The 26,040-nt window shown below is 66.3% G+C and carries 28 protein-coding genes; 12 read left to right on the forward strand and 16 right to left on the reverse strand.

The window, feature by feature from the left end; all coding sequences use genetic code 11:
* Positions 1 to 32: 32 nt before the first annotated feature.
* The 9 genes from G6N58_RS02530 to G6N58_RS02570 all read left to right on the forward strand — a co-directional run bounded on the left by G6N58_RS02530 (position 33) and on the right by G6N58_RS02570 (position 7,749).
* Positions 33 to 689 (forward strand): GntR family transcriptional regulator, encoded by a 657-nt coding sequence (locus tag G6N58_RS02530; RefSeq protein ID WP_115279858.1) that lies wholly within the window; start codon positions 33 to 35, stop codon positions 687 to 689.
* Positions 690 to 765: 76 nt separating this feature from the next.
* Complete coding sequence (locus G6N58_RS02535; RefSeq protein ID WP_115279857.1) at positions 766 to 2,310, forward strand: arylsulfatase; 1,545 nt, start codon at positions 766 to 768, stop codon at positions 2,308 to 2,310.
* A 3-nt stretch (positions 2,311 to 2,313) separates the two neighbouring features.
* The gene (locus G6N58_RS02540; protein WP_232067702.1) at positions 2,314 to 3,213 is read left to right on the forward strand and encodes an HAD family hydrolase; all 900 of its coding nucleotides are present in this window, start codon (positions 2,314 to 2,316) and stop codon (positions 3,211 to 3,213) included.
* A 4-nt stretch (positions 3,214 to 3,217) separates the two neighbouring features.
* Complete coding sequence (locus tag G6N58_RS02545) at positions 3,218 to 4,036, forward strand: formylglycine-generating enzyme family protein (protein ID WP_115279856.1); 819 nt, start codon at positions 3,218 to 3,220, stop codon at positions 4,034 to 4,036.
* Positions 4,037 to 4,077: 41 nt separating this feature from the next.
* Entirely contained in the window at positions 4,078 to 5,139 is a 1,062-nt protein-coding gene (locus G6N58_RS02550; RefSeq protein ID WP_115279855.1) for an NAD-dependent epimerase/dehydratase family protein, read from the forward strand.
* The gene (locus tag G6N58_RS02555) at positions 5,136 to 5,894 is read left to right on the forward strand and encodes an SDR family NAD(P)-dependent oxidoreductase (RefSeq protein WP_115279854.1); all 759 of its coding nucleotides are present in this window, start codon (positions 5,136 to 5,138) and stop codon (positions 5,892 to 5,894) included. Before G6N58_RS02550 ends, G6N58_RS02555 begins: the two co-directional genes overlap by 4 nt.
* A gap of 19 nt (positions 5,895 to 5,913) precedes the next feature.
* Positions 5,914 to 7,104: an AI-2E family transporter gene (locus tag G6N58_RS02560; protein ID WP_115281865.1), complete on the forward strand. Its 1,191-nt coding sequence runs from the start codon at positions 5,914 to 5,916 to the stop codon at positions 7,102 to 7,104.
* Positions 7,101 to 7,367, forward strand: a complete 267-nt coding sequence (locus tag G6N58_RS02565; RefSeq protein ID WP_115279853.1) for a YdeI/OmpD-associated family protein — start codon at positions 7,101 to 7,103, stop codon at positions 7,365 to 7,367. The genes G6N58_RS02560 and G6N58_RS02565 overlap by 4 nt, the downstream gene beginning before the upstream one ends.
* Before the next feature lie 64 nt (positions 7,368 to 7,431).
* Positions 7,432 to 7,749: a hypothetical protein gene (locus tag G6N58_RS02570; RefSeq protein ID WP_115279852.1), complete on the forward strand. Its 318-nt coding sequence runs from the start codon at positions 7,432 to 7,434 to the stop codon at positions 7,747 to 7,749.
* 10 nt (positions 7,750 to 7,759) lie between these two features.
* Here G6N58_RS02570 and G6N58_RS02575 read toward each other — a convergent pair whose 3' ends face one another.
* From G6N58_RS02575 to G6N58_RS02610, 8 genes are all read right to left on the reverse strand, one after another.
* Positions 7,760 to 8,830 carry a hypothetical protein gene (locus tag G6N58_RS02575; protein WP_115279851.1) on the reverse strand — a complete coding sequence of 357 codons (1,071 nt, stop codon included), beginning with the start codon at positions 8,828 to 8,830 and terminating at the stop codon, positions 7,760 to 7,762.
* A complete protein-coding gene (locus tag G6N58_RS02580; protein WP_115279850.1) occupies positions 8,827 to 9,903 on the reverse strand; it encodes an ABC transporter substrate-binding protein in 1,077 nt (358 codons plus the stop codon). The genes G6N58_RS02575 and G6N58_RS02580 overlap by 4 nt, the downstream gene beginning before the upstream one ends.
* Positions 9,904 to 9,938: 35 nt before the next feature.
* A complete protein-coding gene (locus tag G6N58_RS02585; protein WP_115279849.1) occupies positions 9,939 to 10,718 on the reverse strand; it encodes an ABC transporter permease in 780 nt (259 codons plus the stop codon).
* A complete protein-coding gene (locus G6N58_RS02590; RefSeq protein WP_115279848.1) occupies positions 10,715 to 11,494 on the reverse strand; it encodes an ABC transporter ATP-binding protein in 780 nt (259 codons plus the stop codon). Before G6N58_RS02590 ends, G6N58_RS02585 begins: the two co-directional genes overlap by 4 nt.
* Positions 11,491 to 12,384 (reverse strand): ABC transporter permease, encoded by an 894-nt coding sequence (locus G6N58_RS02595; protein WP_115279847.1) that lies wholly within the window; start codon positions 12,382 to 12,384, stop codon positions 11,491 to 11,493. The genes G6N58_RS02590 and G6N58_RS02595 overlap by 4 nt, the downstream gene beginning before the upstream one ends.
* 19 nt (positions 12,385 to 12,403) lie before the next feature.
* Positions 12,404 to 13,600: an aromatic ring-hydroxylating oxygenase subunit alpha gene (locus tag G6N58_RS02600; RefSeq protein ID WP_147289379.1), complete on the reverse strand. Its 1,197-nt coding sequence runs from the start codon at positions 13,598 to 13,600 to the stop codon at positions 12,404 to 12,406.
* Between the two features lie 32 nt (positions 13,601 to 13,632).
* The gene (locus G6N58_RS02605; protein ID WP_163907855.1) at positions 13,633 to 14,055 is read right to left on the reverse strand and encodes a cupin domain-containing protein; all 423 of its coding nucleotides are present in this window, start codon (positions 14,053 to 14,055) and stop codon (positions 13,633 to 13,635) included.
* A 250-nt stretch (positions 14,056 to 14,305) separates the two neighbouring features.
* Positions 14,306 to 14,809 carry a nuclear transport factor 2 family protein gene (locus G6N58_RS02610; RefSeq protein ID WP_115279844.1) on the reverse strand — a complete coding sequence of 168 codons (504 nt, stop codon included), beginning with the start codon at positions 14,807 to 14,809 and terminating at the stop codon, positions 14,306 to 14,308.
* Between the two features lie 424 nt (positions 14,810 to 15,233).
* Between G6N58_RS02610 and G6N58_RS02615 the strand changes: the two genes are divergently transcribed.
* Complete coding sequence (locus tag G6N58_RS02615) at positions 15,234 to 15,734, forward strand: hypothetical protein (RefSeq protein WP_147289378.1); 501 nt, start codon at positions 15,234 to 15,236, stop codon at positions 15,732 to 15,734.
* Here the strand turns inward: G6N58_RS02615 and G6N58_RS02620 are convergent.
* Together G6N58_RS02620 and G6N58_RS02625 are read right to left on the reverse strand one after the other, a co-directional pair.
* Positions 15,727 to 16,527 (reverse strand): dienelactone hydrolase family protein, encoded by an 801-nt coding sequence (locus G6N58_RS02620; protein WP_115279842.1) that lies wholly within the window; start codon positions 16,525 to 16,527, stop codon positions 15,727 to 15,729. The genes G6N58_RS02615 and G6N58_RS02620 overlap by 8 nt on opposite strands.
* Before the next feature lie 12 nt (positions 16,528 to 16,539).
* Entirely contained in the window at positions 16,540 to 17,202 is a 663-nt protein-coding gene (locus G6N58_RS02625; RefSeq protein WP_407664102.1) for a DUF4245 domain-containing protein, read from the reverse strand.
* Between the two features lie 55 nt (positions 17,203 to 17,257).
* Between G6N58_RS02625 and glpX the strand changes: the two genes are divergently transcribed.
* Both glpX and G6N58_RS02635 read left to right on the forward strand, forming a co-directional pair.
* Positions 17,258 to 18,304, forward strand: a complete 1,047-nt coding sequence (gene glpX / locus G6N58_RS02630) for a class II fructose-bisphosphatase (protein WP_115279840.1) — start codon at positions 17,258 to 17,260, stop codon at positions 18,302 to 18,304.
* Positions 18,305 to 18,323: 19 nt separating this feature from the next.
* Positions 18,324 to 19,733, forward strand: coding sequence for a class II fumarate hydratase (locus G6N58_RS02635; RefSeq protein WP_115279839.1), 1,410 nt, complete (start codon positions 18,324 to 18,326; stop codon positions 19,731 to 19,733).
* 69 nt (positions 19,734 to 19,802) lie between these two features.
* Here G6N58_RS02635 and G6N58_RS02640 read toward each other — a convergent pair whose 3' ends face one another.
* The 6 genes from G6N58_RS02640 to G6N58_RS02665 form a co-directional block, all read right to left on the reverse strand.
* Complete coding sequence (locus tag G6N58_RS02640; protein WP_068918456.1) at positions 19,803 to 20,141, reverse strand: DUF732 domain-containing protein; 339 nt, start codon at positions 20,139 to 20,141, stop codon at positions 19,803 to 19,805.
* Between the two features lie 36 nt (positions 20,142 to 20,177).
* Positions 20,178 to 21,377 carry a cation:proton antiporter domain-containing protein gene (locus tag G6N58_RS02645; protein WP_115279838.1) on the reverse strand — a complete coding sequence of 400 codons (1,200 nt, stop codon included), beginning with the start codon at positions 21,375 to 21,377 and terminating at the stop codon, positions 20,178 to 20,180.
* Positions 21,374 to 22,063: a polysaccharide deacetylase family protein gene (locus G6N58_RS02650; protein ID WP_115281864.1), complete on the reverse strand. Its 690-nt coding sequence runs from the start codon at positions 22,061 to 22,063 to the stop codon at positions 21,374 to 21,376. Before G6N58_RS02650 ends, G6N58_RS02645 begins: the two co-directional genes overlap by 4 nt.
* A 71-nt stretch (positions 22,064 to 22,134) precedes the next feature.
* Entirely contained in the window at positions 22,135 to 23,448 is a 1,314-nt protein-coding gene (gene phoH2, locus G6N58_RS02655; protein WP_115279837.1) for an RNA 5'-3' helicase PhoH2, read from the reverse strand.
* A 192-nt stretch (positions 23,449 to 23,640) separates the two neighbouring features.
* A complete protein-coding gene (locus tag G6N58_RS02660) occupies positions 23,641 to 24,468 on the reverse strand; it encodes an acyl-ACP desaturase (protein WP_115281863.1) in 828 nt (275 codons plus the stop codon).
* An 87-nt stretch (positions 24,469 to 24,555) separates the two neighbouring features.
* Positions 24,556 to 26,019: a glycine hydroxymethyltransferase gene (locus G6N58_RS02665; RefSeq protein ID WP_115279835.1), complete on the reverse strand. Its 1,464-nt coding sequence runs from the start codon at positions 26,017 to 26,019 to the stop codon at positions 24,556 to 24,558.
* Between the last annotated feature and the right edge of the window lie 21 nt (positions 26,020 to 26,040).

Below are 26,040 nucleotides of genomic sequence, written 5' to 3' on the forward strand. Positions count from 1 at the left end.
AATGTCTACCCCGTGACACAGAGAGCATCGCGATGACGGGCGTCACCCCGAACAAGGCAGATCAGGCATTCATCGACATCGAGCGCATGATCGTGCTGCAGGAACTTCCCCCCGGCACGCTGGTCTCGGAGAAGCAGCTCATGGAGCACACCGGGCTCGGCCGCACGCCGGTGCGCGAGGCGCTGCAGCGCCTGGCCCGGGAACGACTGGTGGAGATCCACCCGAACCGGGGCGTGCTCATCCCGGTGGCCTCCATCGAGGCCCAACTCAAGCTGCTGGAACTGCGTCGCACGCTCGAGCCGTTCGCCGTGCGATTGGCGGCCCTGCGGGCGTCAGTACACCAGCGCGCCGAGGCCCGTCGCCTGGCCGACCATGTGCTCAGCGGACCGCTGTCGGTGGACGACTTCGCCCAGTTCCTGCGTTCGGCGCATCTGCTGGTGGTCAGCTCCACCGGAAACGAGTTCGTCGAGGTCGCCATGGCTCCGCTGCAAGGCCTGTCCCGTCGTTTCTGGTTCGGCAATCTCAGCGCCCCGGCCGACGATCTGGCCACAGCGGCGAATCTGCATCACGACATCCTGGCCGCGATCGCCGACGGTGACGGCGACGCCGCCGAGGCCGCGTCCCTGGCATTGAACGACTACCTCGTCGACTTCACCTATGCGACATTGCCGCAACGGCAGAGCCGATAGTTGGTGAACTCCCCACCTGAGGAGCGCCGCGGGAATATCGTTGACCCCGACGTCACAAGAGGAGACGGAGGCTGTCATGCCGAACGGAAAGCCGAACATTCTCGTCATCTGGGGCGACGACATCGGGATCACCAACCTGAGCTGTTACAGCGACGGTCTGATGGGTTACCGCACCCCCAACATCGACCGCATTGCCGCCGAGGGCATGCGCTTCACCGACTCCTACGGCGAGCAGAGCTGCACGGCCGGTCGCGCATCGTTCATCACGGGCCAGAGTGTCTACCGCACCGGGCTTTCCAAGGTCGGCATGCCCGGAGTCGACATGGGACTGTCCCCGGAGGATCCGACCATCGCCGAGCTGCTCAAGCCACTGGGGTATGCCACTGCCCAGTTCGGCAAAAACCACTTCGGTGATCTGAACAAGTATCTGCCCACGGCCCACGGGTTTGATGAATTCTTCGGCAATCTCTACCACCTCAACGCCGAGGAAGAACCAGAGAACCCGGACTACCCCACCGAGGAGGAATTCCCTCGCCTTCGCAAGATGCTGACCCCCCGCGGGGTGATCAGATCGTGGGCCACCGACGACGCCTCCGACGAGGTGGATGAACGCTTCGGGCCTGCGGGTAAGCAACGCATCGAGGACACCGGACCGCTGACCAAGAAGCGGATGGAAACCATCGATGACGAGACGACTGCCGCATGCATCGACTACATCAAACGCCAAGTAGACGGCGGCACACCCTTTTTCGCGTGGATGAACACCACCCACATGCACTTCCGCACTCACACCAAGCCCGAGAGCCTGGGCCAAGCCGGGCGGTGGCAGTCCCCCTACCACGACACGATGATCGACCACGACAAGCACGTCGGGCTGCTGCTCGACTGCCTCGATGAACTCGGCATCGCCGAGGACACCATCGTCATCTACTCCACCGACAACGGACCACACGCCAACACCTGGCCGGACGGCGCCACCACACCCTTCCGCAGCGAGAAGAACACCGGCTGGGAGGGCGCTTTCCGGGTACCGGAGATGATCCGTTGGCCGGGGCAGATCAAGGCGGGCACAGTCTCCAATGAGATTGTCCAGCACCATGACTGGCTGCCCACCCTGCTGGCAGCCGCCGGCGAACCGGACATCGTCACCAAGCTCAGGCAGGGCCACAGCATCGATGACACGACCTACCACGTGCACATCGACGGCTACAACCTGCTGCCCTACCTGACCGGCGAGGTGGACAAGAGCCCGCGACGTGGCCTGATCTATTTCAGCGATGACTGCGACGTACTCGGCTTGCGGTTCGAGAACTGGAAAGTCGTGTTCATGGAGCAACGCTGCCAGGGCACGCTGCAGATCTGGTTCGAACCGTTCACCGAATTGCGGGCCCCGAAGATCTTCAACTTACGTACGGACCCCTTCGAACATGCCGACGTCACCTCGAACACCTACTGGGACTGGTTCCTCGAGCGCGACTTCATCGCCTTCTACGGCAATGCGATCGTGCAGCAGTTCCTGGAGACGTTCAAGGAATTTCCGCCGCGGAAGGAGCCTGCGTCGTTCACCATCAGCGACGCGGTGAAGAAATTGAATCATTACCTCGAGTCGGTGGGCGGCTGAGGGTTGGCGCTGGATTCCTGGAACGACGGGCCGGCCAAAACGGCGATCGTCGAGTTCGTCCATCGCGCCGCCGCGGAGGTGACGCCCGAGGACCGGATTGCGGTGTTCGACAACGACGGCACGCTGTGGTGCGAGAAGCCGGCCTACATACAGCTCGATTTCCTGGTCCGACGGCTGGCCCAGCAGGCGGCCGCGGATCCCGACCTACGAGACACCGAACCGTATCGCGCTGCTGCACAGGGTGATCTGAGTTGGTTCGACGTTGCCGTCACCAAACACTACAACGGCGACAATTCCGATCTGGCGGTGCTGGCGCGCGGAATCCTGGCGGCCTACGCGGGTCTGCGCGTCGAGGAGCACGCTGAGAAGGTCCGCGACTTTTTCGCCGAGGCCCGACATCCGACCCTGGGCCGCCGCTACACCGGTTGCACCTACGCGCCGATGGTCGAGCTGTTGCGCTACCTCGAGGCGGCGGACTTCACCACCTTCATTGTCTCCGGTGGTGGCCGGGATTTCCTGCGCCCGGTCACCGCCCAGCTCTACGGCATTCCACCGGAGCGGGTGATCGGCAGCTCGGTGGGGCTGGACTACGCCGACGGACACCTACGCACCACGGCGCAACCGGAGTTCCTCGACGACGGGCCGGTCAAACCGGTGCGGATCTGGGGGCGCACCGGTCGGCGTCCCATCTTTGCGGCGGGCAACTCCAACGGCGACATCGAGATGATGGAGTACACCACCGCAGGCCGGTGGCCGTCGATGGCGCTGCTGATCCACCACGACGACGCCGACCGCGAATTCGCCTACACCGCAGGGGCGGAGCGGGTGATGCAGCGCGCCGCCGAGAACAGCTGGATGGTGGCCAGCATGCGTGCGGACTGGAGCCGGGTCTTTGACGCCTGAGGGCATGGTGTGGATTCCGGGGCAGACGGCCACGCTGGGTTCCGATGACCACTACCCGGAGGAAGCACCCGCCCGGCAGGTCGCCGTCGCCGGGTTCTGGATGCACACCCACCAGGTCACCAATGCCGAGTTCGCGCAGTTCATCTCGGAGACCGGCTACGTCACCGTCGCCGAACGTCCGCTGGACGCCGCCGCGTACCCGGGCGCCCCTGCCGACAACCTGCAGGCCGGCTCCATGGTGTTCCACCGCACCCCTGGCCCCGTCGACCTGCGGCACCTGTCGCAGTGGTGGACGTGGACTCCCGGCGCATGCTGGAACCATCCTCGCGGTCCGCGGTCTGGTCTGACGGGCCGAGAGCGCCACCCCGTGGTGCACATCGCGTTCGACGACGCTGCGGCCTATGCCCGGTGGGCCGGCCTGGACCTGCCCACCGAATCCGAGTGGGAAGTGGCGGCCCGCGCCGGCCTGCCCCACACCACCTACACCTGGGGCGACCATCCTGAGCAGCCCGGCCAACGGCTGGCCAATTACTGGCACGGCGAGTTTCCCTACCTCCCTGAGAAGGGATACGGCCAGACCGCCCCGGTCGGCAGCTGCACACCCAATGCCTACGGCCTGTTCGACATGGCCGGCAATGTCTGGGAGTGGACCACCGAGCAGGCCAGCACCGACCCGCAGTCGGGCGTCGCGCGACGCATCGTCAAAGGCGGGTCCTTCCTGTGCGCCGACAGCTACTGCATGCGGTACCGCCCGGCTGCCCGCCGGCCCCAGGCGGTCGACACCGGCATGAGCCACATCGGGTTCCGCTGCATCCAGCGGTAGTAAGGTCTGCAACACGTTCTAGTTCGGGCTGAGGGAGACGCATGACAGTACTGGTCACGGGAGCCTTTGGCCTGGTCGGCTCGGCCACGGTGGCGCACCTGGCACAGCAGGGCCGCCGGGTGGTGGCCACCGACCTCGACATCCCCGCCAACCGGCAGGCGGCCGCGGAGCTGCCGTCGGGAGTGTTGGTGCGCTACGCCGACCTGACTGATCCGACTGCCGTCGACGCGCTGTTCGCCGACGTCGTACCGACCTCGGTGATCCATCTGGCCGCGGTGATCGCACCGCACTGCTACAGCAGGCACGCACTGGCGCAGAAGGTGAATGTCGGAGGTACCGCCAACCTGGTGGCCGCCGCCGCCCGGCAAGCCGACCCACCGAGGTTCGTGCTGGCCTCCAGCGTCGCGGTGTACGGCCCGCGCAACCCACACCGCCTCACCGACCTGCTGACGGCGGACACCCCGGTGGCGCCCTACGACATCTACGGCACCCACAAGGTCGAGGCCGAAGCGCTGGTGCGGGCATCGCAGTTGGACTGGGCGATCCTGCGGCTCGGCGGAGTCCTCACCGTGGCACTACGTTTGGACCTGAATCCCGACTTCATCTTCTTCGAGGGACTGCTGCCCACCGACGGCCGGATCCAGACCGTCGACGTGCGCGATGTGGCCCGGGCGTTCGCGAACGCCACCACCGCGGACTGTGTGGGCGAGACCCTGCTGATCGGCGGCGACAGCAGCCACCGCCTCACCCAAGGCGACATCGGCCCGGCGACCGCCGCGGCCATGGGCTTGGTGGGTGGGCTGCCCATCGGCCGCCGAGGCGACCCCGACAGTGACACCAAGTGGTTCGCCACCGACTGGATGGACACCACCCGATCGCAGGAACTCCTTGGTTTTCAACGATATTCATGGTCGGACATGCTGATCGAGACCGCGGAGAACGCCGGCTGGCGGCGGCCATTGATCCGGCTGGCCGCCCCCATCGCCCACCAGATCCTCACGCGGCGCTCGGCGTATCACGGGGTCGCAGGCAGCTACGCCGACCCCTGGGGTGCCATCACCGCCAAGTGGGGCGACCCGCGACCGGAAGGGGCACGGACATGACCCGCCAGGCTGTGGTGATCGGCGCCGCCTCCGGCATCGGCTGGGCGACCGCGCAGGCGCTGGCCGTTGATCACACCGTCACCTTGGCCGACCGCAATGCCGACGGCGCCCACGCGCGCGCCGAGGAACTCGGCGCCCCGCACAGCTCGGCGTACGTCGATGTCACCGACGAGGAGTCGGTCGCCGCCCTGTTCGACGGGACGGAGCCCGAGGCGGTGGTCAACTGCGCCGGGTTCAGCGGCTTCAGCCCCATCATCGACCTGCCCGTGGAGCAGTTCCGCGAGGTGGTCGATGTGTGCCTCACCGGCGCGTTCCTGGTGATCAAACATGCCGGGCGGGTGATGACCACCGGCGGATCGATTGTGTCACTGACGTCGCTCAACGCCCGCCAGCCAGGGGTGGGGATGAGCGCGTATTGCTCGGCCAAGGCCGGGCTGGCGATGCTGACCGAGGTGGCCGCGCTGGAGCTGGGACCCCGCGGGATCCGCGTCAACGCCGTCTCCCCCGGCTTTGTGCCGACCCCGCTCACCGAGGCCGCCGCACTCATCCCGGGGGTGGTCGAGGAGTACGTGGAGAACACCGTGTTGGGCCGCACCGGAACCCCGCAGGACATCGCGGATGCGGTGGCGTTCCTGAGTTCGCAGAAGGCGGCATGGCTCACCGGCGAAGTGCTCGATCTCAACGGCGGCGCGCACCTCAAGCGTTACCCGAACATCCACCAGCACCTGATGAAGTTCGCAGGTCAAGCCCAATAGCCGCCTAGTATTGGGCGCGATGATCAACGACTTCACGGTCACGCAGAAGCGCGCGCTGGCCGTCTTGACGGTGGTGGCGCTGGCCTTCGGTGCGTACTTCCTGCGCACCTACTTCGTGCTGATCGTCATCGCCGCGGTCGCCGCGTATCTGTTCACCCCGCTGTTCCGTCGGTTCCGCCACCGGATGGGGCCTGGCCTGGCAGCCACCTGCACCCTGTTGTGCGCCATCGTCGCCGTTGCCGTGCCCATCACCCTGGTGATCGTGCTGGCCGTGGTGCAGATCTCTGAAATGGTTGAGGGGATCAACAATTGGGTGGCCACCACCGATCTCGGTGCGCTGGGCAACAGGTTGCTGGGGTCGGCCAACGAGCTGCTCGGGCGAATACCGTTCCTGGACATCACGCTCACCATGGACTCGATTCGCGACACCATGGTCCGGGTGGGCCAGACGGTGGGCGAGGCCGTGCTGCGTTTTGCCGGGGACACCGCCGGGTCGGCGCTGAGCACCCTGACCTCGGCGATCATCTTTCTCTACGTGTTCTTGTCGCTGCTGATCGGCGGCCACAAGGTGATCGATCTGATCAGGCACCTGAACCCGCTGGGCGAAGAGGTGTCCGATCTCTACATCGCCAAGATCGGCGCGATGGTCAAGGCCACCGTCAAGGGCCAGTTCATCATTGCCGTCTGCCAGGGCGTGGCGGGCGCCATCTCGATCTACATCGGCGGCATCCACGACGCGTTCTTCATGTTTGCGATCTTCTTGACCGCGCTGTCCTTCATCCCCTTGGGCAGCGGCATCCTGGCCATCCCGGTGGGTATCGCAATGGCGCTGTTCGGCAACGTCGTCGGCGGTGTCTTCGTGGTGGTCTTCCACATCGTCGCGACCACCAACATCGACAATGTGCTGCGGCCGCTGCTGGTGCCGAAAGAGGCGCATCTCAATGCTGCGCTGATGCTGCTGTCGGTGTTCGCCGGCCTGCAGATGTTCGGTTTCTGGGGCATCATCCTGGGCCCGGTGCTGATGATCATCATCGTCACCACCCTCAGTGTCTATCTCGCGGTCTACAAGGGTGTCCAGCTGGAGCACCACCACATCGGCACCGAGGCCGAAGCGGAGGTGGAGCCCCGCACCTCCCTGTGGAAGTCGTTGGTCACCCGGTTCACCACGCGCAAGCAACCAGCCCAACAACCCGTCGAGGAGGACGCATGACAACCGGGATCGCCGGTGGCGTGGTGCACGAGCTGCCCGCCGATCTGCACGCCGCATTGGCGGCCAACCCCACGGCGCTGGCGGCGTGGCAGGACATCACACCGTTGGCCCGCAACGAGTTCATCTGCTGGGTGGAGGACGCCAAGCAGCAGAAGACCCGTGAGCGACGGATCCGGCGGACGCAGGAGGAACTCGAAGAGGGCAAACGCCGGCCGTGCTGCTGGCCGGGGTGCATACACCGGGAGCGCACCGGCACGGCGTAACGCTTTCGGGGTGGTGGGACACAACAGATCATCGGTCCCATCACAAGAGAGCAGGAGTCAGAACATGAAGAAGTTCGTCACCGCCGCTGTTGTCGCCGCCGGACTGTCCACCGCCATCGGACTCTCCGCACCGAGCTACGCGGCCCCCACCACGACTGGAACCGCCCAGCAGACAATCGACAACCTGCAGTCGCAGGGCTACCGGGTGATCGTCGGCCGGCTCAGCGACACCCCCCTCGACGAGGCCACCGTCGTCTCCATCGGTGAGGGGCCGACCTTCTCCCACACCCGCTCCGGTGCCCGCAACCGGGATGACTACACCGATTACGACCGGCAGTTCATGCCCATGAACCAGATGACGATCCACCTCAAGGTCCGGTGACCCCGGGGTCTCACAGCACCACGCCGTGTCCCCCGGAGACCATGGCGACCACCGCACCCAACAGCTCCAGTCCCACGTACGGGTTCCGCATGTCCGCCCCGGTCTCGAGCCCGACCGGTGTCCGGGCTGCGGGGTCGACGATGACGGTGGACGGTTCCACAAAGGCGGCGGTACCGAAAATCGTTGCGGGAGCCTCGGTCACCTTGGGCCAGAGACTGCTCAGCGGAATGTCCTCGACCTGGGCCAGCGTCAACAGCGCCGACACGAGGTACCGCTGGCTGGACAATCCTGGGCCGGTGGCACCGTGGATGGGTGCGTTGTCATCGGTGGCGATCATGTCGATGTGGGTGTCCAGGACATCCAGCAGCGACGTGCGGTCGGCGCCACCTGGCACCGGCGGCAGGACATGCAACCGCTCGGCGCGCTCCGGTGCCAACTCCAGCAGGTAGTGCGGCGACGTCTGGGTGGTGGCCCCGGGCGTCGATCGCATCAGGTCCGCCGACACCTTGGACCGGGCGTGCCGGTGGTGCAGCGGCCCGCCACGCAGATCCACCACCCAGTCCAGTGCGGTGTCGTCCCAGGCATACACCACCGCCTTCAGCCCGGCTCGCCAGATGGCCTCGATGTTGGCAGTGAAGTTGGGGTCGGGCGAGTACAACTTGCACACCGGTGCCCAGGTGGTCCGGATCAGCTCACCGTGTTCGGCCAGCCAACCGGCGAAGTCGTCGGTGTCCTCGGGTTCGATGGACAGCACCGGAATGTACCGGGGCAGCCGCGTGGATGCGCAGAACCGGGCGATCTCGCCGACGTCGGCATGGCGCACCTCCTGCCACTGCAGTGCGGTGTTGACGTGCGAGACCCCACCACGAAGCGGACTGTGGATCTCCTGATGCCGCAAGCCCTGCTTGAGCAGAGGAACGTGTGCGTCTCCGTCGTAGATCGCCGGCAGCGCCCACAGGTCCGTGCCATCGATCACCGCGGGTGTGGACATGGCCGGCGACGGGACCGCCATGGGCACCGAGGAGCGGGTGCCGGTCAACGGGTGGAGGACGTTCTCGAAGAAGACGGTTCGAGTACTCACGGCGCGACGTTCTCCAAGGGCGTGAAGGTGGCGTTGGAGAGATCGGTGTCGCCGAGCTTCGTGACAGCCTGGTTGTAGATGTCGGTCTGCATCAGGGCCCCGAGATCTGGTGCGTTCTGGATGACTCCGGTTTCCGAGAGCACGTCCGCCGTCTGCTGGAACGCCGCTTCGTCGAGGGTGCCCAGCGGTGCGTCCGAGGACCAGATGGACTTGTTCATCTCGTTCATCTGCCACAGCATGAAATCGGCGTCCATGGTGGACCCGGCCTCGCCGACGATGCGCACGCAGTCCTCGGGGTTGTCCCGGCAGTAGGCCTGGCCTCGCAGCGTCGCGGCCACGAAATCCACTGCCTGCTCCGGATTCGCTGCCACGTACTCGCCGTTGCCGAACAGTTGGAGTCCGATGGTGTCGGTGTCGTCGGAGGCGTAGTTGTAGACCAGCACATCCTGCTCGGGCACACCGGCCTGGTACACCTGGCCGACCTCGTTGTAGCTGTAGGCCGACGCCAGGTCGAGTTGGCCGTCGAGGAACTGCTGCATGTCGAAGCCCTGTTCGACGAGCGTGACGTCGGTGTCCTTGTTCATCCCGTGCTTGGCCAGCGAGGCGTACAGCGAATTCACCGACGACCAGATGCCGATCCTCTTGCCGCGCCATGATTCCGGCGTCGTGAGGCCATCCTTGGCCCAGGACAGCAGCCGCAGTGACGATTCCTGCTCCAGCTGGGCCAGCGACACCAGCCCGGTGCCGACGTCGTTGGAGGTCAGCACATTGCTGCCGGCGTCCATGCCGAACTGGGCGCTGCCGGCACCCACCAGCTGCTCGGCGTTGACGTCGGGACCACCGGGCTGGATGGTCACGTCCAGGCCCGCCTCCTGGTAGTACCCGAGCGCGTCAGCAGCGTAGAGGGACGCGAATTCGGGTTGGATCACCCAGCCGGTGACAACGGTGACGGCACCGTCGGCAGCGGCCCCCGTGTCGCCACCCCCACCGCCGCATCCCGCCACCAGTGCGGCGGTGGCGAATCCGGCGATTGCCGCAGCCACCGGCTTCCTGCGTTGCTCGAAGATCGACATTATCGGACTCCTCTGGTGTGTGTTCGAATGACGGGTCAGGACGGTTGACGGGAGCTGTGCCAGCGCAACGCCCACCTGTCGAGCAGGGCCAACGTCCCGTAGAGCAACAGTGCGAAGAGAAAAGCGACCAGTGCGGCGCCCCACATGTCAGCCACTCGCGACTGCACCGCTGTCGATTTGATGAAGGTGCCCAGAGTGGTCAGCTCGCCGCCGAAGAACTCGGCGACGATCGCGATGGAGAACGCCGTGGGCACCGCGACCCGCAGTGCGCTCATCGCAGATGGCAGCATCGATGGGACATAGAGCGCCACAATGGCTTTCATCGGCGAAACAGCCATGGACCGGAACGCCTCGATGAGGCCGTGGTCGGTGGCGCGCAGACCGGCGAGCAGAAAGCTCACCGCGATCGGGTACACGGCCACCGAGACCACAAAGATCCGCGACGCCGGGGTGAGTCCGAAGAACACGTTGGACAACGGCACCAGGGCGACCATGGGCAGCGCCAGCAGTGCGGCCGCCACCGCTTCGGTGACCTGGCTCAACGCCCGGGTACGGAACACCGCCACTGCGGTGACTGCGCCTGCAGCACAGCCGAAGATCAGACCCGCCAACGCCTCCTCCAGGGTGTTGACACCCAACCCGAAGAAGAAGGTGGGCCGCTCGATGAAAGTCGCCCACACCGCCAGCGGCGTCGGCAGCACAAACGGTTTGATACCGGCCGCGGTCACCCAGAACTGCCACAGGGCTATCAGTGCGCCCACGGTGACAGCGGGCCCCAGAAACATCCCAGCCGTTCGCAGCACCGGCGCGGTCATGTGCCCGCTCCCACCGACAGCTGACGCCTGACTTCGGTGGTGATCGCGAAGAACGACTCCGTTTCCGCCAACTCGGGGCTGCGCCGACGGGGCAACTCCACCGGGATGTGCGCGATGATTCGGCCGGGATTGCGCCCCATCACCAGGATGTCGGTCGACAAGGCAACAGCTTCGGCAATGCTGTGGGTGACGAACACGATGGTCTTGCCGGTGGCGGCCCACAGCTCGTGCAACTCGTAGTTCAGCCGTTCCCGCAGGATTTCGTCCAGGGCGCCGAACGGCTCGTCCATCAGCACGATCCGGGGATCGCTGACCAATGCCCTGGCGATCGCCGCCCGTTGCGCCATGCCGCCCGACAGTGTGGCCGGATTCGCGTCGATATGCTCCCCGAGACCCACCCGGCGCAGCTCTCGGATCGCACGCTCCTTACGCTGCGTCGCGGGTAGCCCCATTCCCTCCAGGGGGAGTTCGACGTTGCGCCGCACCGAGCGCCACGGCACCAGGTTGGGTGACTGGAAGACCATCGACATCGTGTGCCCCAACCGTGCGGCCTCGGGTGTGCCGGCACCAACCCCGATACGGCCCGAGGTCAGCGGTTCCAGGTCGCCGATCATCCGCAGCAGCGTCGACTTCCCGCAGCCGGAGGGCCCGATCAGCGAGACGAAGGACCCGGGCTCGACGATGTGGCTGACCCGATCGAGGATCAGCGTCGACCCGTAGTATTTGACAACATCGTCCAGCACGATGGCTTCCGAGGTGGCCAGGCCGGCGGTCATCGTGACTCCTTCGGTTCGACGGGTATGCGCAACGCCCATCGCGCTGCCGCAGAGGACAATCCGGACATTGCATAGACCAATACGAGGCCCCCTGCCATGGCGGCCAGCGCGGCGCACCACAGCGCCTCGGGATCGGTCAGGTAGTACGACGCCGCCGACAGCAGCATCATCGAGATGCCGTCCGGCCTACCGCTGGGCAGTTCCGCGACAATCGCCCCCACCACAGCCAGTGCGGTGGCCGTCCGAAGGGAACTCACCACCGCCAGGGCCGCGCGCGGCAGCTCCAGGCTGGCGAACACCCTCACCGCGGGGAGACCACAACTGCGGAACAGCTCGCGATGCGCCCTACTGGTGTCGGTGATGGCCCTGGCCACAGACACATAGATCGGGAAGAACGCCAGAATTGCGGCAATCAGCGCCAGAGACACCCAGCCGTCACCGAGAATGATCACCAGCGCCGGCACGATCGCCACCAGCGGAAAAGTCTGGGTGGCAACAAGAACCGGCGTCAAGGTGAACGACGCGAATCGCGACTTCGCCGCCAGCACCCCGACACAGCCGCCGATTGCCACGCCTACCCACAACCCCACGGTGGCCTCCAGGAGTGTGACGCTCAGCGCCTGTACCAGCGCCAGGGCGCGGTTGTCCCCGTTGGGCAGAGTGTCACCGAAGGCCCCGACAATCGACCAGAGGTGAGGCATGGTCGCGTCCGGAACGGCGAAGGCCGCCTTGGCCACCTCCCACACAGCGACGACGGCGCCGAACGCCCCGAGCACCCAACCGACGCAGCTCGCCACTGCCCGGCTGCGGCGCGTGCCGGCGACAACAGCGATGGTGCGTCGCGCCGCCGGCACCAAAGCATGCGGGGTGGTGAGCTCGCCCACCGTCATGGTCAGCCTCGCCCGGGGATCATGCGTCGGCCGACAACGACTTGGCGTGCGCCTGGTAGCGCAACGCAAGCCACCGATTGACCTGCGGCAGAGTGGTTTCCTGCCAGCTGTAGCGGCCGCGCTTGGCGTAGCGGGAGCGCTGCCCGTTCTGCATCCGCTCGTTGGTAACCATGTCTTGGTCGTTGATCACCTGGTTGACGGCGTTCTGCATCTCGAAAGCCCAGTCGAACCCGGGGGCCTTCTTGGTGGAAGCCGGAAAGAGCCAGGCCACCCGCAGCGTCATCTTGTTGGCGCCCTCCGGGGTGATCAGGAAATAGAACACCTGCTCGGGGCTCAGCGCGAAGAACACCGTCGGCAGCACCGAGGCGAACATGATGCGGCTGCGACGCAGATCGTCGAGACCGGGAAGGATCGGCAGGATGGCTTTGCCGGTGGGATTGAAACCGGCGTCCATGTGGCGGTAGTTGGTGGGGTGCATGATGACGTTGTCGGAGTCCTCGAACTGGACGAACTCGGCCATCGACGCCGGGGCCACTTCGTGGTAGCCCATGTGCACGAAGGAGGTGTGATACGGCTCGAGTGCGTTCTCGTGCATACCCTTCCAGTTCCACGGGAGACCGGGGAATTCCTGAGGCGCAGTGATCTCGAGGTTGGCAACGTCGTAGATCTCCATCTCGGGGGCCAGTTTTATCAATTGTTCGGCCAGCGGCGCCGCCTCGATGTCCATGTTGGCGAAGATCATGCCGTACCAGATCTCCACTTTGAGATTGGGAAGTGCTGTCTCCGTGCGCAGTTCGGAGATGGGGCAGGTTTCTTTCATTTCCGGTGCCGCCACCAGTCCACCGTCCAGTCCGTACGCCCAGTAGTGATAGGGACAGCGGAACTGCTTGGTGTTGCCTACTTCGCTGGCGTCCACCACGGGGTAGCCGCGATGCTGGCAGATCGATGACATCACCCGGACCGCGCCGTCGGTGTCGCGGGTGACGATCAGCGGTTCATCGCCGACGGTGATGGAGAAGAAATCACCCACCTCGGGTATCTGGCTGACATGGCCGAGGCACAGCCACTCCTTGGCGAAGATGGCTTCTTTTTCGAATTCGTAGAATTCCTCGGAGGTGTAGACCTCCGTGGGCATGGTGCGGGCGGTGGTGACGTCGGCTTCGGGCAAGCCGAGGCGGTCCAGAACGTCACGCACCAGGGGCGGGATTTCATTCACTGGAAAGTCTCCTCGAGGGCTGTGGGAGGGGCCTACACGTTGCAGACAGTCGGCTTCTCGCTGTTACGGGTCACCACGCAGAGACACTCGACGGCCAGGTCGTTGAACTCTTCGTGCACCAGACCGCCTGGGATCACGGCAATCTGGCCGGCGGAGGCGGAGAACTCCTCGATGCCGTCAGGACCGTGCACCCGAAAACGCATGGCGCCGCCGACGATGCACACCAGTGACGTCTGATCGGCGTGATGGTGCGGCACGGATGAATGGCCGGGGGGAAGCTTGCTCACCCCCATCCACATCCCACCCGCCGACGCGGCCGATCCGCGCGCCAGGGATCCCGAACCGCCGCCGGCAGCTGCGGAGTTGTCCGCAACGAGTCCGGAATCGACGACGCTGCAACCACTGGGATAGGTGACCGTGTCACCGACGGTGACACCGACAATGTGCTCTGGCATGTTTCCTTCTCGGAACGGGGTACGAAAGTTCCTGCGGTGCAGCCATTGCGGCGCGACAGGAGGCATGAACCCGAACTCGACCTGACGTGGTCGGTCAGCGGTGTGTTGAAGACGGTACGGCGCTCACCGGGATACCCGGCACCGGCGCCACTGCGGTCGGAGAGAAGACGCAGCGCGGATCAGGAACCGCGGTCGAGGCGGAAGCCCTGGTGTACGCGCAAGGGATCGTCGACCCCGGCACGCCCGGTCGTCATGACTGCGCGCTCTCGAGGAACGGTGCCCGCAGCCAACCCTCGTGGTAAGGGGTCTGGAAATCCAGGGTCAGGCGCAGATGGCTGATCTTCCACACGCCGTCACGCCGCTCGAAGTCATCGATGTAATGACCGCCCTGCCACACTGCGGTTTCATCACGAACAGTGCAGGGCTCCAGCAGTTTCCACCTACCCACCGCGGTGTCACCGACGACGGTGATCTTTTCGTTCGTCAGGTAGTGGACGGTGAAGGAGAGTCGGTCGGGACTCTCGTTGAACATCTGCGCGATGGCATCGCGCCCTACCCACCGCGCGCCGGGGATGGTGGCGCCGCCGTGGTCGAGTTCCTCCCACACGGCGTCGTCCCAGAAGAGTTCTCCCATACCCAGGCGCCGCTTCTCGTCCGCCCATTGCATGTAGTGGGCTTTGACCGCCCGTACGGCACGCTCGGACTCCAGGAGGTCCAGCCGACGCAGGACATCCTGCAGATCAGCTGTCTCCATGACCACTCCCTAGGTCTTGCCGGCTGGCTGGCGCGCGGCGAGGCAGCCCGTCATTGCAGATCGACGTTGAGCGCAGATAATGGGGCTGATGGGTCCAAGTTAAATTCGATTGAAGTCCTGCGCAACTCGAAACAGCCGATACGGCACGTCGGATGCGGACGGCTCATTACTGCCAGCAGTGGCGCAATGACTGCCAACCGGAAATCCGGACGCCGATCGCTCTGTTGCACCCTCACAGAGTGAAACGTGATCGAGAGGGGCCGTGCGGTCCGCCTGGACCATCTCTCGCCAGGCGGGCCGCACGGGCAAACATATTGCTGCACGCCAATTTTGACTTCTCACGCTAATCTCAGCCATTTCTCACGTGTGCGACCCTGACGAAGGGGAAACCTTTACCTGGTCTACGAGAGAAGGAGAATTGTTGATGTCCCGCATACGTGACGCAACGTCGGTAGCGTGCGGCGTGGGGTTGGCCGCGGTGATCTCCGGGTGCGGCACTGACGCAGATGTTGAGTCGTCCAACCGGGGGTCGGGTTCCGATACAGCGCAGACTTCGGTCCTGAACGCATACATCGTGCCGGCGCACCTCGCTGCCCAGTGCGCCCTGCAGGTCGACGCAGGCGGGGTGTTGGTGTTTACCGTCACCAACACCCGCGAGGACTCCGCTGATCGACTCGAAGCCGTAGCCGTGGCCGATGGGGACGCGCAGTCGCTGGCCACGCCCATCGAGATCCCAGCCGCCGGATCCGTCGGCTTCGGGGAGCCGGTGGACGGTGCCATTGCCCGGGCACCGCTGACCCTCGAGACGATCGACCCGCAGTTGGAGGCGGGCATGTCGACAGATGTCACGTTCAGGTTCACCGAAGCTGGCGACATCGCAGTGCGTACGCCCGTCGAGGCGTGTCCCACACAGTCGGTCAGCTGACCAGACGCTCGGTGAGGAACTCCACCACCCGCTTGCGCGCCTCATAGGCCGGGTGACCGTCACTCTCACGCACCTGGTCGGTGAGCACCGAATGCGCAGCCCTGGAGAAGCCTCCGGAATTGCCTGGCGCGGAATTGATCTCGATGACCTCAAAGGCGTCGCCGAGCCGCTTCTTCAACGTCACGAACCGATCGCCCGGGCTCATCCAGTCCTCACTGAATCGCAGACCCAGCGCACAGAGCCCTTCGGTGGTTGCGCGCTGGGAGATGATCTCCAACTCGCGTTCGGAGACCCCGGCATCGCGCCGCTGCCGTGGAGTCAGCGGCAGCGGCAGCGACGGCTGGCTGAGCACCGGCGCGAGCACACTCTCGTCCACCGCGGCCGCCAACGCGAAGCCCCCGGTGAAGCACTGCCCGATCACCCCGACGCCCTTACCGGGCGTGCTGGCGTTCAGGTCGCGGGCCAGCGCGCGCAGGAACCTGGCCACCGGCCGCTCCTTGTTCGTGGCGAACGCCGCGAACTCCTTGGCGATGCAGCCGCGCACCAAGGTGGGTACCGCCGACGGGTGCAGCGCCGGTGCACCGGGGGTGCCGAACAGCGACGGCGCTGCCACCGTGAAGCCGTTGTCGACCAGATGGTTACCCAGCGCCAGCACACCGGGGTGCAGGCCGGGCATCTCGGGGATCAGGACCACGCCGGGGCCGTCACCCTTGCGGTAGACGTCGTAGGTGAATCCCTCGCCGGTGAACGGCGCGCACGCCCAGCCGGACAGGTCGGCAACGGGTGCGCTCATGGTTCTCCTCGCCTAGGTCGACGGCAGCGGTGACTGCGCCTGGGTCGCTGCGGCCAGCGTCTGGAACTGCTCCGGTGACCCGGCGCCGGTGATGGCCAACTGCGTGGCCCCGATTCTGGTGGTCCACAGCGGTTCGTTGCGGCCGTTTTCCGATACCGCCTCGTAGACGACCCACTGGCGACCGCCCACCTCGGCGGTGCCGGTCGGGTAGGCGCCCGGCAGGATCGACGCGACCAACCGGTCTTCGTCGGCGTTGCTCTGGGTCAGGCTCATGTACTTCATATCGGGCGTCAGGTAGCCGACGTTTGAGATCAGCGCCCGGGTGCGCTGCCCGGTGGCGGGATCGGTCCGGGCACTGTCGAGGCCGTCTCGGCGCCCCGAGTTGGGCTGCCACCCTTCGGGCAGTTCCGGGAGCCGGATGGGAAAGCCCAACGTCTTGGCGTCGGAGCCCAGCGCGGCGGGGGCGTCATAGGTCGGCACCGGACCCTGGGTGGGGCCGCTGAGCTGGAAGGAACACATGCCCAGCAACCCGGCCAGCAGGATGCAGCCCACCACCAGCGGCGCCATGGACCAGAACATGTCGCGACCGTCCTGCAGCAACCGCGGCTTGGCCTCTTTGAGCGCCGGGACCGCCTGGCCCTCGTCGCCGGGCGGCTGGTCCGGTTCGGTCGTCACACGACCAGTATCCCAGCTCCCACCATGACATCGGCTTCTGGGACAATGACTGCTCATGAGTGCACCGTCCGAGCCGCCTGCCCGCCGCCGCGAAGCCCCTGACCGCAACCTCGCCCTCGAACTGGTACGTGTCACCGAGGCCGGCGCCATGGCCGCAGGCCGGTGGGTGGGCCGCGGCGACAAGGAAGGTGGCGACGGCGCCGCCGTCGACGCCATGCGTGAGCTGGTCAATTCCGTGTCCATGCGCGGCGTCGTCGTGATCGGTGAGGGCGAGAAGGACAACGCCCCGATGCTCTACAACGGCGAAGAGGTGGGCAACGGCGACGGGCCGGACTGCGACTTCGCCGTCGACCCGGTGGACGGCACCACGCTGATGAGCAAGGGCATGCCCAACGCCATCTCGGTGCTCGCCGTCGCCGAGCGCGGCGCGATGTTCGATCCGTCCGCGGTGTTCTACATGCACAAGATCGCCGTCGGACCCGATGTGGCCGACTTCATCGACATCACCTCACCCATCTCGGCGAACATCCAGCGCATCGCCAAGGTGCGCAAAGCGTCCGTCGCCGACGTCACGGTGTGCATCCTGGACCGGCCTCGGCACGCCAAGCTGATGGAGGAGGTGCGTTTGGCGGGCGCGCGCATCCGGCTGATCTCCGACGGCGACGTCGCCGGCGCCATCTCCGCGTGCCGGCCGGAGTCGGGCACCGACATGCTGGTCGGTATCGGTGGCACCCCGGAGGGCATCATCGCCGCGGCGGCCATCCGCTGCATGGGCGGCGCCATCCAGGCCAAGCTGGCACCCACCGACGACGACGAACGCCAGAAGGCGATCGACCGGGGCTACGACCTGGACCGGGTATTGACCACCGAAGACCTGGTGTCCGGGGAGAACGTCTTCTTCTGCGCCACCGGCGTCACCGACGGCGACCTGCTCAAGGGCGTGCGCTTCTTCGGTGGCGGCTGCACCACACAGTCGATCGTGATGCGCTCGAAGTCCGGCACCGTCCGGATGATCGAGGCCTACCACCGGCTGTCCAAGCTCAACGAATACTCCGCGGTGAACTTCACCGGGGACAAGTCCGCCGCCTATCCACTTCCGTAACGACCAGCAAAGGGAGCCAATGACCGCCGACGACGCCGTCGAGTACCGCATCGAGCACGACACCATGGGTGAAGTGCGCGTCCCCAAGACCGCGCTCTGGCGCGCGCAGACCCAGCGGGCCGTGGAGAACTTCCCCATCTCCGGACGCGGCCTGGAACGCACCCAGATTCGCGCGCTGGGGCTGCTGAAGGCGGCGTGCGCACAGGTCAACAAGGACCTCGGGCTGCTCGACGCCGAGAAGGCGGACGCCATCATCGCCGCCGCCGGTGAGATCGCCGAGGGTCTGCACGACGATCAGTTCCCCATCGACGTGTTCCAGACCGGCTCGGGCACCAGCTCCAACATGAACGCCAATGAGGTCATCGCGTCCATCGCCGCAGCCAACGGTGTGACGGTGCATCCCAACGACCATGTGAACATGTCGCAGAGCTCCAATGACACCTTCCCCACCGCCACTCATATCGCGGCGACGGAAGCTGCTGTGCGGCATCTCATTCCGGCGCTGGAGGTGCTGCACGAGTCGCTGGCAGGCAAGGCCCGGCAGTGGCGCACCACGGTCAAGTCCGGGCGTACGCACCTGATGGACGCCGTACCGGTGACGCTGGGCCAGGAGTTCGGCGGGTACGCCCGACAGGTGCAGGCCGGCATCGAACGAGTCAAGGCGACGCTGCCCCGCCTGGGTGAGTTGGCCATCGGCGGCACCGCCGTCGGCACCGGCCTCAACGCGCCGGACGACTTCGGCCCCAAGGTGGTCGAGGTCCTGGTGGCCGACACCGGTCTGGCCGAATTGCGCATCGCCGAAGACCATTTCGAGGCCCAGGCCGCTCGTGACGGCCTGGTCGAGGCCTCCGGCGCCCTCAAGACCATTGCGGTGTCACTGACCAAGATCGCCAACGACATCCGCTGGATGGGCTCGGGCCCGCTGACCGGTCTGGGCGAGTTGCAGCTGCCGGACCTGCAGCCGGGTAGCTCGATCATGCCGGGCAAGGTCAACCCCGTCATCCCCGAGGCCGTCACCCAGGTGGCCGCGCAGGTGATCGGTAACGACGCCGCCGTCGCCGTCGGCGGTCTGTCCGGCGCCTTCGAGCTCAACGTCTACATCCCGATGATGGCCCGCAACATCCTCGAGTCGTTCACGCTGCTGGCCAACGTGTCCAAGCTGTTCGCCGGACGCTGCATCGACGGTCTGGTGGCCAACGAGGCACGCCTGCAGGAGCTGGCGGAGTCGTCGCCGTCGATCGTGACGCCGCTGAACTCGGCCATCGGCTACGAGGAAGCCGCCGCGGTGGCCAAGCAGGCGCTCAAGGAGAAGAAGACCATCCGGCAGACCGTGATCGACCGCGGCCTCATCGGCGACAAGCTGTCCGAGGCCGAGTTGGACAAGCGCCTCGACGTGCTGGCCATGGCCAAGGTGAAAGACGGCGACTGATCATCCGTTGACACTGCGTCCACCGCGATGTTCTCTCGAACTTCTTCGCGGTGGACGCAGTGTCAACGTCTAGGGCTGGGGCGTGTAGCCGGCCGCGGACTGCCGCAACGCCCAGATCTGGGCCGGGCACAGCTCGCCGGTGGCCTGGCTCAGCAGATACGACGCCCCGTACTCGTCGGTGCGGAAGTAGTCCTTGATCGACTGCGCCAGCATGGGATAGGGCTCGCCGCCGCGGATCCGGTCACACAACAGATAGCCGTACTTCAGGGCGGCATCGGCATTGGGGAAGTTGTAGCCGGGCTTGACGGTGACATTGACCAGGTAGCCGATCTGATCCGCCGAGGCGGCGGGCGCCGTCCCGATGGCCGCCGCAGCCAGTGCTCCACTCAACGCCAGCGCCCACCTCATAGCCGCTGAGCGTAGAGCATCCACGGCAGCGTTGTGTCAGCGATGGGCCAACCGGTCCGGCTGTACCAGCCGGATTCCCAGCGGGGCGGTGGCGCTGTGCACCACCAGGCTCAGCGTGACGGCGACGACGACCGTTTGAGTGATCAGGTCCACCTGTTCGATGGCTCCCTCCTGCACCACCAGCAGACCCAGCACCAGCGTGCCGATGCCGCGGGGGCCGAACCAGCCCAGGAACAGTCGGCTGCGGGTGGGGACATCGGTGCGCAGCAGCGCGAACCACACCGCGACCATGCGGACGGCGAACACTGCCAGCACCGCGAACAGCACCACCCGCCAGTCCGCGTCGCGCCAGCCCACGATCACCGCGGCCGCGCCGAACATGGCGAACACCAGCAACTCCAGCAGGTGCCCGGCGGCGTCGGAGACCTTCGTGGGCACCTCCGCGCGGGTCCGCTGCGCCACCACCGCGCAGGCCAGCCCGCCGGCGAAGGCCGCGACAAACCCGCTGCCATGGAACATCTCACCCACCTGGAAGCACAGCAGCGCCACCGCCAGCGTGGCGAGCTGGGCCCAGGTGTCACCGATCCAGTCACGTTGATAGGACCGGGCGATCAACAGCGCACCGACGCCGCCCACCACCGCACCCGCGGCCAGCGACAGCACCTCGGCGCGGAACAGGAACCAGCCCCAGCTCTCTTCCGCCGAGCGGTCGGAAGCCAGCGCCAGCGCCGCGAACAGCGCAGCGAGCGCGAACCCGTCATAGCATCCACTCTCCATGGCCAGCGCGTGGCGTACCCGTTCCGGTATGCGACGGTCCTCCAGCAGTGCCTCGATCAGGCTCACTTCCAGCGGGGCCACGATGGCAGCAAGACACACCGCCTCCCACACCGGCATCACCGGCAGGATCAGCAAGGCCGTGGCCGTCCCCAGCCCGATGGTGAGCGGGATGCCGATCACGATCAGCCGGAAACTGTCGTGCCCGCGCCGCAGAATGGAGCGCAGGTCCAGCTCGGCGGCCTGATTGAACAGGATGACCGTCAGCGCCAGCTGGGCCACCACGGTGAAGGTGCCCGTGTCCGCGCCGATTTCGATGACGCCCGCACCATCGGGCCCCAGGAGTACGCCGGCGACGATGAAGATCAGCGCGGGCGCCACGTACCAGCGCGTCACCAAACCGGACACCACGGCGTACCCCAGCACCATCAGTGTCAGGACGAAGGCGGCCTCTGTGGTCATGGCAGGTCTTGTAGCACGTTCACCGCCGGGCCGTTGTCGCGACCGCCGTAACTGCTACCCGGGGCCCGGGCGCCCAGCAGGTCGCTGACCGTGACGAGGTGATACCCGTTGGCGCGCAACACCGGCAGGAACTGCGCCACCAGGTCCACCGTGGAGGCGAAGGTGTCGTGCAGCAGCACCACCGAGCCGGGCCTGACCTGTTCCATCAGCAGGGCGCGGGATGCCGCGAGGTCGGTGTCGTGGATCCAGTCATACGGCACCACGTCCCAGTTGATCGCCGCCATCCCCTGTCGGCCCGCCTCGGCCAGCACGGCGTTGTTGATCGCTCCGAACCCGGGCCGCATCAGGGTGGGCCGCACACCGGTGGCTTGCACGATCGCGTCGGTGGTCCGGCTCAGTTGAGAAGCCACCTCGGCCGGCGGGATGGTCGTCAGGTCCGGATGGCTCCAGGTGTGGTTGCCGATCTCCATGCCCGCCCGATTGATTCGGGCGGCCGCCAACGGGTCTGCGGCCACCTTCTCCCCCACCAGGAAGAACGTCGCCTTGGCGTCGGCGGCGGTGAGTACCCGCAGCAGCCGGTCGGTATGGGGACCCGGCCCGTCGTCGAACGTCAGCGCCACGCATCTGTCCACCGCGCAGTCCACGTCACCCGCAGATGCCACCGGCGCCGCCACCAGCCCCGCCATCAGCACCACCACGAGGGATTTGGGCGCGCTCACAACCGCCCAGCGGTTACGAGCGCGCCCAAATCGCCGAATCACGGCAGGGCGCCGGGGCTGATCTCCTCCAGCATCTCGGTGACCAGCGCAGCGATGGGTGAACGCTCGCTGCGCAGCAAGGTGATGTGGGCGAACAACGGGTGACCCTTGAGCTTCTCGATCACCGCGGCCACCCCGTCATGGCGACCCACCCGCAGGTTGTCGCGCTGGGCGACGTCGTGGGTGAGCACCACCCGCGACCCGGAACCCAACCGCGACAGCACGGTCAGCAGGACATTGCGTTCGAGCGACTGCGCCTCGTCGACGATCACGAAGGAGTCGTGCAGCGACCGGCCGCGAATGTGGGTCAGCGGCAACACTTCCAGCATGCCGCGACTGAGCACCTCTTCCAGCACGGCGGGGCTGGCCAGACCTTCGAGGGTGTCGAAGACCGCCTGCGCCCACGGCCCCATCTTGTCGCTCTCGCTGCCGGGCAGGTAGCCCAGGTCCTGGCCGCCGACGGCGTACAGCGGCCGGAAGACCACGACCTTGCGCTGGGTGCGACGCTCCAGCACCGCTTCCAGGCCGGCGCACAACGCCAGGGCAGATTTGCCGGTGCCGGCCTTGCCGCCGAGCGAGACGATGCCCACCGACTCGTCGAGCAGCAGATCCAGTGCCACGCGCTGTTCGGCCGACCTTCCCCGGAGGCCGAACACTTCGCGGTCACCACGGACCAACTGCACCCGCTTGTCGGCGTTCACCCGGCCCAGCGCCGCGGAGCTACCACCGAGCAGCCGAACCCCGGTGTGGCACGGCAGATCTCGTGCCTCTTCCAGATCGACCTCGCCGTCGGTGAACATCACGTCGATGTCCTCGCTGGCCACGTCGAGTTCGGCCATCCCGGTCCAGCCCGAGGTCACCACGTCCTGGGCGTGGTACTCGTCGGCGGGCAGGCCGACGGCGCCGGCCTTCACCCGCAGCGGAATGTCCTTGCTGACCAGTGTGACGAGTTTGCCCTCGGCAGCCAGATTGGCAGCACACGTGAGGATCCTGGCGTCATTGGTTTCTGTCCGGAATCCCAGGGGCAAGACGTTGGGATCGCTGTGGTTGAGCTCGACCTGCAGCGTACCGCCTTGTGTCCCAACAGGAATGGGTTGATCGAGACGACCGTGCTCCAACCGGAGATCGTCGAACATGCGCAACGCCTGCCGGGCGAACCAGCCGAGTTCGTGATGGTGGCGTTTGGCCTCCAACTCGCTGATCACTACCAGGGGAACGATGACCTCATGTTCGGCAAACCTGGTGCACGCCCAGGGATCCGAGAGCAGAACGGACGTATCGAGCACATAGGTCCGGACCGGCGAATCTGTCACTTGGCGCTCCTCGACTCCAGCGGCCCCGCGGAGTCATGTCGGCGGGCGCTGCGGCACCAGGACCGGGACCGGTCCTGCCGTAGGAACTACGGGAGTACCGCCCGGATAGCAGAGCAATGTCGCTAGCCATCGACTGCGACGCTACCCCCGTTGTGGCGTTCCCGCCGCGCAGGCGCGCGAGACTTCGCGTGACTACTTCGTTACGAACTCGGCCAGTCGGGGCTCATCGGCCAGACCCAGCGCAGCGATCTCGTCGGAGATGACCTGTCGCAGCTGCTCAGGCCCGAAAATGCCGGCCTCGGCCACCACCGTCAGCTTGTCGGCATAGGCGTCGATGTCGGCCCCGGGAACCTGCAGACCGGCGGCACGCGCCGCGATGGCGTCGATGGTCTCGTCCTCGTGGTATTCGAGGCACCAACGCACCAGATTGGAGAAGAACAGTTCGTGGCGTTCCTCGTCGATGGCCATCTTCTCGACCATGGCCTTGAGCACCGGCTCGTCGATCTGCTCGGCGAGCCGGCGACAGAACACCCCGAACTCACGCTCGAACAGCGCCATGAACACCAGGGTCTCGATCTGACTGAACTGGTCGGCCCGGTAACCCTTCATGACGTGCTCGACGCGGACGTCCTCGTTGGCTGTGGGATCGAAGTTGCGGGTCACTACGAAGTAGTTGCGCAGCACCACGGCGTGCAGGTGCTCCTCGGCGGTCCACCGACCGAGCCAACGGCCCCACTTCCACTCCAGGATGAAGTGCTCGACGAGCTCGCGGTGGTAGCCGGCGAGGTTGTCCTTGGTGATGAGCAGGATCTCGCAGGCGTCGACGATGTGCTTGGGCAGGGTGACCTCGGACTGGTCCCAGTCGGTGCCACCGAGGAACGCGAAGTTCTTGCCCTGGTCGAAGGGCACGTAATCATGCGCGAACCACACGTTGGCGGAGTCGACGTGTCGCTGGTAGTTCTCCGCGACAACCGGTTCCAGATCCAGTGTCAAGGCGTTGGCGACGGGTGTTTCAGCCATGAGATAACCGTAACCCGAGTTCACACGTTCTCTGAAATCGCCGCCAGCGTGTCAGGCGAACTAGGGACTTAGGTCCCTAGTCGCACGTCAGAGCTGCAGGCCGGGGTACAACGGGTTGGCCGCCAACAGCTCCGAGGCAGCCGCGTGCACCCGGGCCGCGACACCATCGGCGATCGTGTACTTGGCCTTGGACGAGCCCTCGGGCTGAGTGTTGGACAGCACCTCCACCACCAGCTCGGCCACCCGGTCGAAATCGTCGGCGCCGAATCCGCGGCTGGTCAGCGCAGGCGTGCCGAAGCGGATCCCGCTGGTGTACCAGGCGCCGTTCGCGTCGGCCGGAACGGCGTTGCGGTTGGTCACCACGCCTGAGTCCAGCAGCGCGCTCTCGGCCTGGCGGCCGGTGAGCCCGAACGAGGTGACGTCCAGCAGCACGATGTGGTTGTCGGTGCCGCCGGTGACCAGCGTGGCGCCCCGCTTGAGGAAGCCGTCGGCCAGCGCCTTGGCGTTGTCGGCGATGCGCTGGGCGTACACGCCGAACTCCGCCTGGCGGGCCTCGGCCAGGGCCACCGCCTTGGCGGCCATCACGTGCGAGAGCGGGCCGCCGAGCACCATCGGGCAGCCCTTGTCGACGAACGGGGCGTACTCCTCGGTGGCCAGCACCAGACCGCCGCGCGGTCCGCGCAGGGATTTGTGCGTCGTCGTGGTCACGATGTCGGCGTGCGGCACGGGGTCTTCGTCACCGGTGAACACCTTGCCCGCGACCAGGCCGGCGAAATGCGCCATGTCGACGAACAGCACCGCGCCCACCTCGTCGGCGATCTCGCGCATCTTGGCGAAGTTCACCCGCCGGGGGTACGCGGAGTAGCCCGCCACCAGCACCAGCGGCTTGAATTCCCGCGCGGCGGCGGCCACCGCGTCGTAGTCCAGCAGACCCGTCTGCGGGTCGGTGCCGTACTGACGCTGGTGGAACATCTTGCCGGAGATGTTGGGCCGGAAGCCGTGGGTGAGGTGACCGCCGGTGTCCAGCGACATGCCGAGCAGGCGCTGGTTGCCGAGCTTGCCGCGCAGGCTCTCCCAATCCGCCTCGGACAGGTCGTTGACGTGCTTGGCGCCCAGGTCGGCCAGCCCGGGCGCTTCGACCTTGGCAGCCAGGATGGCCCAGTAGGCCACCAGGTTGGCGTCGATGCCGGAGTGCGGCTGGGCGTAGGCGTACTGCGCCCCGAACAGCTCACGGGCATGCTCGGCGGCCAGCGCCTCCACGGTGTCGACGTTCTGGCAGGCGGCGTAGAACCGGTGCCCCACGGTGCCCTCGGCGTACTTGTCGGAGAACCAGGTGCCCATGGTCAGCAGCACCGCGGGCGAGGCGTAGTTCTCGCTGGCGATCAGTTTCAGCGAATCGCGTTGATCGGCAAGCTCTTTGCGGGTGGCATCGGCAACCCTCGGCTCGACGGACTCGATGACGCGCAGCGCGGCCTGGTAGGCCTCGCTGGCGGTGGCGGCGTAATCGGCTCCCGGAGCGACGTAGGAGGCGGCAAGAGACTCGGCAGTCATGCCCTCCAGAGTAGTCTCCGG

Origin of the sequence: Mycolicibacterium tokaiense (genome assembly GCF_010725885.1) — a bacterium.
Taxonomy (GTDB): Bacteria; Actinomycetota; Actinomycetes; order Mycobacteriales; family Mycobacteriaceae; genus Mycobacterium; species Mycobacterium tokaiense.